Below are 4951 nucleotides of genomic sequence, written 5' to 3'. Positions count from 1 at the left end.
AAGTCGGTCGCGCTACCCAGCACCGCCCACGCCGCACCCTCCGGCACCTCATCCGCCGTACGGGTGTCAGTCACCGTCACCGTCGGCAGCGTGCCCACGAACTGACGCACCAGCAACGTCGACCCGTCCTCGGCCAGAGCCACCGAGTCACCGGCGATCGACATCGCCAGGACACCCGGCTCCTTGATCGGCTCGATGTCGACGGTCACCCGCACATCCGCCTCGTCACCGGGCTCGGCCAGCGCCGGCGACGCCATCGCCACCGAACCAGCCAGTAGGGCACCCGCGGCACCTGCCGCGGCGAGCCGCTTGCGACTCCATGTATTCATGCGATCTCTCCGTTGCTGCGTTCAGTTACTGGGCTGCACGCGGGTCGGCGCAGTTGACGGCCGCGTATTCCTTGGTGACGACGCTCGTCACGGCCTCGCCGTTGAGCGTCCCGGTGGCGCGGGCGGTCGCCGAGCCGGCCGAGATCGCGGTCGCCCGGGTGTTGAACTGCTGGAAGACGTTCCCACCCGGCGCGACGTTGGCGGCGGCCTTGTTGCCGTACGCGCTCTCCAGGCCGATGCTCACGGCCGCGTTGTGCTCGTTGTTCGCCTGCACCGCGACGTACGCCTTGCCCGCCACACACCGCACCTGCGCGGTGACCGTCAGCGGCAGCGCCTCCGGGTCCCACGCCTTCTTCTTGTTGAAGTTGGTGCCGGTCCCGTCGGGCAGGTAGCCGTTCTCCACGTTGCCCCGGGAGTCCACCGAGAACCAGTGCACGGTCGTGCCGGACGGAACGGTCACCGTCTCCCCGCCCTCACGGATGCCCGCCGACCCGTAAAGGGCCGACTCGTACGTCGGGCGAGAACCGTCGAGGGTGTAGAAGACCGCCGCCGGCTCGTTGGTGTCGAACGTGAGGTCGACCATGCCCGGCGTGGCGCTCGCTTCGACGTTCACCGAGCTGGTCGGCGCCGCCGTGTCGGTGTCGAAGTCACGGGCCACCCGCAGCATCTCCACCAGACCGTTGGAGAACTCCATGGTCTCTTCCTTGGCGGATGCCCAGGCCGGCTGGAAGGAGGTGCCGACCTCGAAGTTCCAGGCGTAGATGCCGTACTTGTACCAGAGCATGTCACCGGAGTTACCGGCCGCCGAGTACAGCACGTCAGCGATCGGACCGGTACGGGCCGGGGTGACCGCCAGGTTGCGGTGCCGCTTGATGGCGGTCAGGATCCGCGACGACGCACCCCAGAACAGCGACTCCTCAGCCAGCGTCGGCCGCGGCGCCGAGATCCGACCCGGAGTCGCGTACGAACCGGGCGACCACATGAAGTAGTTACCCGACGAGTGCAGGTTCATCGAGAACTTGATGTTCCCGCGGGAGGCCAGCCAGTCGACGTTCCTGTTCTCCGGCTCGGACAGCTCGCTGGGCCCGGCGTAGGTGTCGCTGGTGCAGCTGGCCGAGGCGCCCGAGTAGCCGTCGAAGAGGCTGTACTCGGTGTAGTTGCGGTTGTTGTCCACACCCCACGTGTTGCGGGCGAGGTAGTCCGCGTTGCCCGTGAGCGGGCAGTGGTTGGTCATGTTCCGACGCTGCGAGTTGAAGTCGTAGAACGAGTAGTGCCCGCCATCCGGGTTGATCGACGGGGCGATCCAGATGTCCAGGTTGTCCACCAGTTCGCGGGTGTTCGCGTCGCTCTCGTAGTTGCGCAGCAGCCGCTCGGCGGTCTCGACGGTCACCAGCGGCGGCACCCACTCCCGGGCGTGCTCCTGGGCGTAGGCGAGCACGCCGAGCTTGGAACCGTCGCGGTGCTTGCCGATCCGGATGGCGTACACCGAGTGCGGATCGCGGGAGACCGAAGCCGGCGCAAGGAGGCCGTCCGTGAGCATGGTCTTCCCGGCCGTCGCGACCACACCCGTGCCCGCGTTGCCCCGGTAGGTGTACGCCTGCAGCAGCGCCCCGGCCTCAGGCGAGGCGTTGAGCGCCGCGACGACCTCGGCGGCGGTGCTGGTCACCGCGCCGGAGGCGTTGGTGGCCAGGCTGACCATCACGTCGGTGCCGAGGACCTTCACCAGCAGGGGCGAGTCGGCCACGCCGGGGTTGGCCAGCTGGACCGAGACGTTGTTGCCGCCCTCGTGGCCCCAGGCCAGCGAGTCGACGCCGACGCGGCTGGCGTTGGCGGTGCCGAGCACGGCCTGCGCCTTGCGCCGGTAACCGTTGGTCTTGTACGGCAGCTCCACGATCTCGGACAGGCTCGGGTACTGCTGGGCCAGGTTCTTGATCCGGTCGTAGAGCTCGGTGGGGGTGAGGTAGCTGTTGACGAAGTCCTTCTGGTAGCCCGGGCCCTCAGGAGAGTCGCCGGAGATCGGCAGCCACTCCTTTACCTTGGCGACGGCGACATCACCGGTGGGGCTGGTGATCCGCACGTAGTCGGGCCGGCTGGTCACGTTCGCCGCGCCGCGGTGGTACATGTAGACGCCGCCGTCGACGAAGCGGGTGATGCTCTGCGTGCCGCCGGAACCGATCTCGGTGCCCGGTCCGCTGTCCCGCTGGACGGTGAGGGCGGTGGTGACGGTCTGCCCCTGAGCCCACTTCGCCTCCACCGACAGCACCTGGGTGGTGCCGTTGGTGTAGTAGTCGGCCCGAATGATCTTGACGTCGGAGACGGCGGCGCGGGCCGCCATCCCCGCCGCCGCGCTGAAGTCCTGGTTGTCGGCGATGTGCTCGGCGATGGTCGCCTCGCGCTCGGCGATCCGGGCCTCGGAGTCGGCTGCGGTGTGCAGGACCTTGCCGAAGGTGTAACCGGCGGCGGTCAGGGTGGCGACCTCGTTGCCGGTCACCACGGCGTGCACGACGATGCCGCCGTCCTCGGTGCGGTCGACGTGGTGGTCGAGGTCGACGCCGGTGGCCACCAGCGCGTCCAGCTCGGCGTTGTCGGCCAGCAGCACCTCGACGACGTTGGCCTTCTCGTCGGCGAGCCGGCCGAGGTCGGCGGGGGGTACGGTGGGTGCTGCGGGTGCTGCGGCCTGCGGTACGACGGCCGCCGCCGGGCTGACCATCAGCAGCACGGCCGTGCCGGCCGCCAGCGCCGCGGAGGCGGGTAGCCGGCGTCGCCACCGGGAACGGGTACGGAACTCGGTCATGAGGCTTGAAGCCCCTTCTCGGCGTGCGGTGGGCGAGGAGTTCGCGCTTCGCCGTGCTGCCCCCATCCCCGTAAACAGCCATGACGAAGCGCCCGGAAAGGGACGCCGCCCGCACCGCCAATTACGCAGCGTCACCCATCCGGGGTAAGGAGTGATCAGGTTGCGGACAACTTTCACCCGCCGAAGGTGATCTGTCAATCATCCCAATTGGCGAGATGGTGATCGTCCCCACGTTGCCCCAACCGTTCGAATCCGGCGTTTGACCTGCATGTAGACATGTCGTTCGGGGTGCCGGTCTGGCCCCTGCACGCAAAGGCGGCAGCACCCGGCCGGGTGCCGCCGCCTCCCTGCACTGTCGTCAGCCGATCGGCGCGACGACCGTCTGCTTGTTGAAGTTCTTGCCGTTGCCGTCAGGCTTGTAGTTCTTCTCCACGTTCCCCCGCGCGTCCACTGAGAACCAGTGGACGGTCGTGCCGGCGGGGACGGTCAGCGTCTCCCCGCCCTCGCGGATGCCCGCCGACCCGTAGAGGGCCGACTCGTAGGTGGGCTTGGCACCATCGAGGGTGTAGAAGACCGCCGCCGGTTCGTCGGTCTCGAACTTCAGGTCGACCATGCCCGCCGTGGCGCTCGCGGTGACCGACAGCGAGCTGGTCGGCCGCTGGTGGTCGGTGTCGAAGTCGCGGGCCACCCGCATCATCTCCACCAGACCGTTGGCGAACTCCATCGTCTCCTGGTGGGCGGAAGCCCACGGAGGCTGGAAGGAGGTGCCGACCTCGAAGTTCCAGGCGTAGATGCCGTACTTGTACCAGAGCATGTCACCGGAGTTACCGGCCGCCGAGTACAGCACGTCAGCGATCGGACCGGTACGCGCCGGGGTGACCGCCAGGTTACGGTGCCGCTTGATGGCGGTCAGGATCCGCGACGACGCACCCCAGAACAGCGACTCCTCGGCCAGCGTCGGCCGCGGCGCCGAGATCCGACCCGGAGTCGCGTACGAACCGGGCGACCACATGAAGTAGTTACCCGACGAGTGCAGGTTCATCGAGAACTTGATGTTCGGCCGGGAGGCCAGCCAGTCCACGTTCCTGTTCTCCGGCTCCGACAGCTCGCTCGGCCCGGCGTACGTGCCGCTGGTGCAGCTCGCCGACGCGCCCGAGTAGCCGTCGAAGAGGCTGTACTCGGTGTAGTTGCGGTTGTTGTCCACACCCCACGAGGTACGGCCGAGGAAGTCCCCGGACGTCTCCGGCGTGCAGTGGTTGGTCATGTTCTTACGCTGCGAGTTGAAGTCGTAGAACGAGTAGTGCCCGCCATCCGGGTTGATCGACGGGGCGATCCAGATGTCCAGGTTGTCCACCAACTGCTTGGTACGACCGTCGTGCGCGTAGTTGCGCAGCAGCCGCTCGGCGGTCTCGATGGTGACCAGCGGCGGGACCCACTCCCGGGCGTGCTCCTGGGCGTAGGCGAGCACGCCGAGCTTGGAGCCGTCGCGGTGCTTGCCGATCCGGATGGCGTACACCGAGTGCGGATCGCGGGAGACCGACGCCGGCGCTGACAGGCCGTCCGACAGCGCCGTCGGCGCGGCCGTCGCGACCACGCCCGTGCCCGCGTTGCCCCGGTAGGTGTAAGCCTTCAGCAGCGTCGCCGCCTGCGCGTTGAGCGCGGCGACGACGTGAGCGGCGGTGCTGGTGACCGCGCCGCTGGCGTTGGTGGCGAGGCTGACGCGGACCTGGGTACCGGTGACGGTCACCGTCAGGGGCGCATCGGCCACGCCGGGGTTGGCCAGCTCGACCGAGACGTTGTTGCCGCCCTCGTGACCCCAGGCCAGCGA

At 68.5% G+C, this 4951-nt stretch carries 2 protein-coding genes and 1 pseudogene; all 3 read right to left on the bottom strand.

Annotated features, from left to right (window positions below; all coding sequences use genetic code 11):
• Positions 1-329, bottom strand: a pseudogene (locus AB0M52_RS30560) (hypothetical protein); the annotation flags it as partial.
• A 25-nt stretch (positions 330-354) separates the two neighbouring features.
• Positions 355-3123 (bottom strand): M14 family metallopeptidase, encoded by a 2769-nt coding sequence (locus AB0M52_RS30555; RefSeq protein WP_363960902.1) that lies wholly within the window; start codon positions 3121-3123, stop codon positions 355-357.
• Positions 3124-3481: 358 nt separating this feature from the next.
• A partial coding sequence (locus AB0M52_RS30550; protein ID WP_363960900.1) for a M14 family metallopeptidase occupies positions 3482-4951 on the bottom strand: 1470 nt, incomplete at its 5' end.

The organism is Micromonospora sp. NPDC051296, from assembly GCF_040682255.1.
Lineage (GTDB): Bacteria > Actinomycetota > Actinomycetes > Mycobacteriales > Micromonosporaceae > Micromonospora > Micromonospora craterilacus.
The sequence above is the reverse complement of the archived record's forward strand: the minus strand, read 5'-3'. Positions and strand labels throughout refer to the sequence as shown.

What these genes read in the sequence shown, in the direction of transcription:
- AB0M52_RS30555 (WP_363960902.1), bottom strand. Translation starts at nt 3,123, where the DNA reads ATGACCGAGTTCCGTACCCGTTCCCGGTGGCGACGCCGGCTACCCGCC.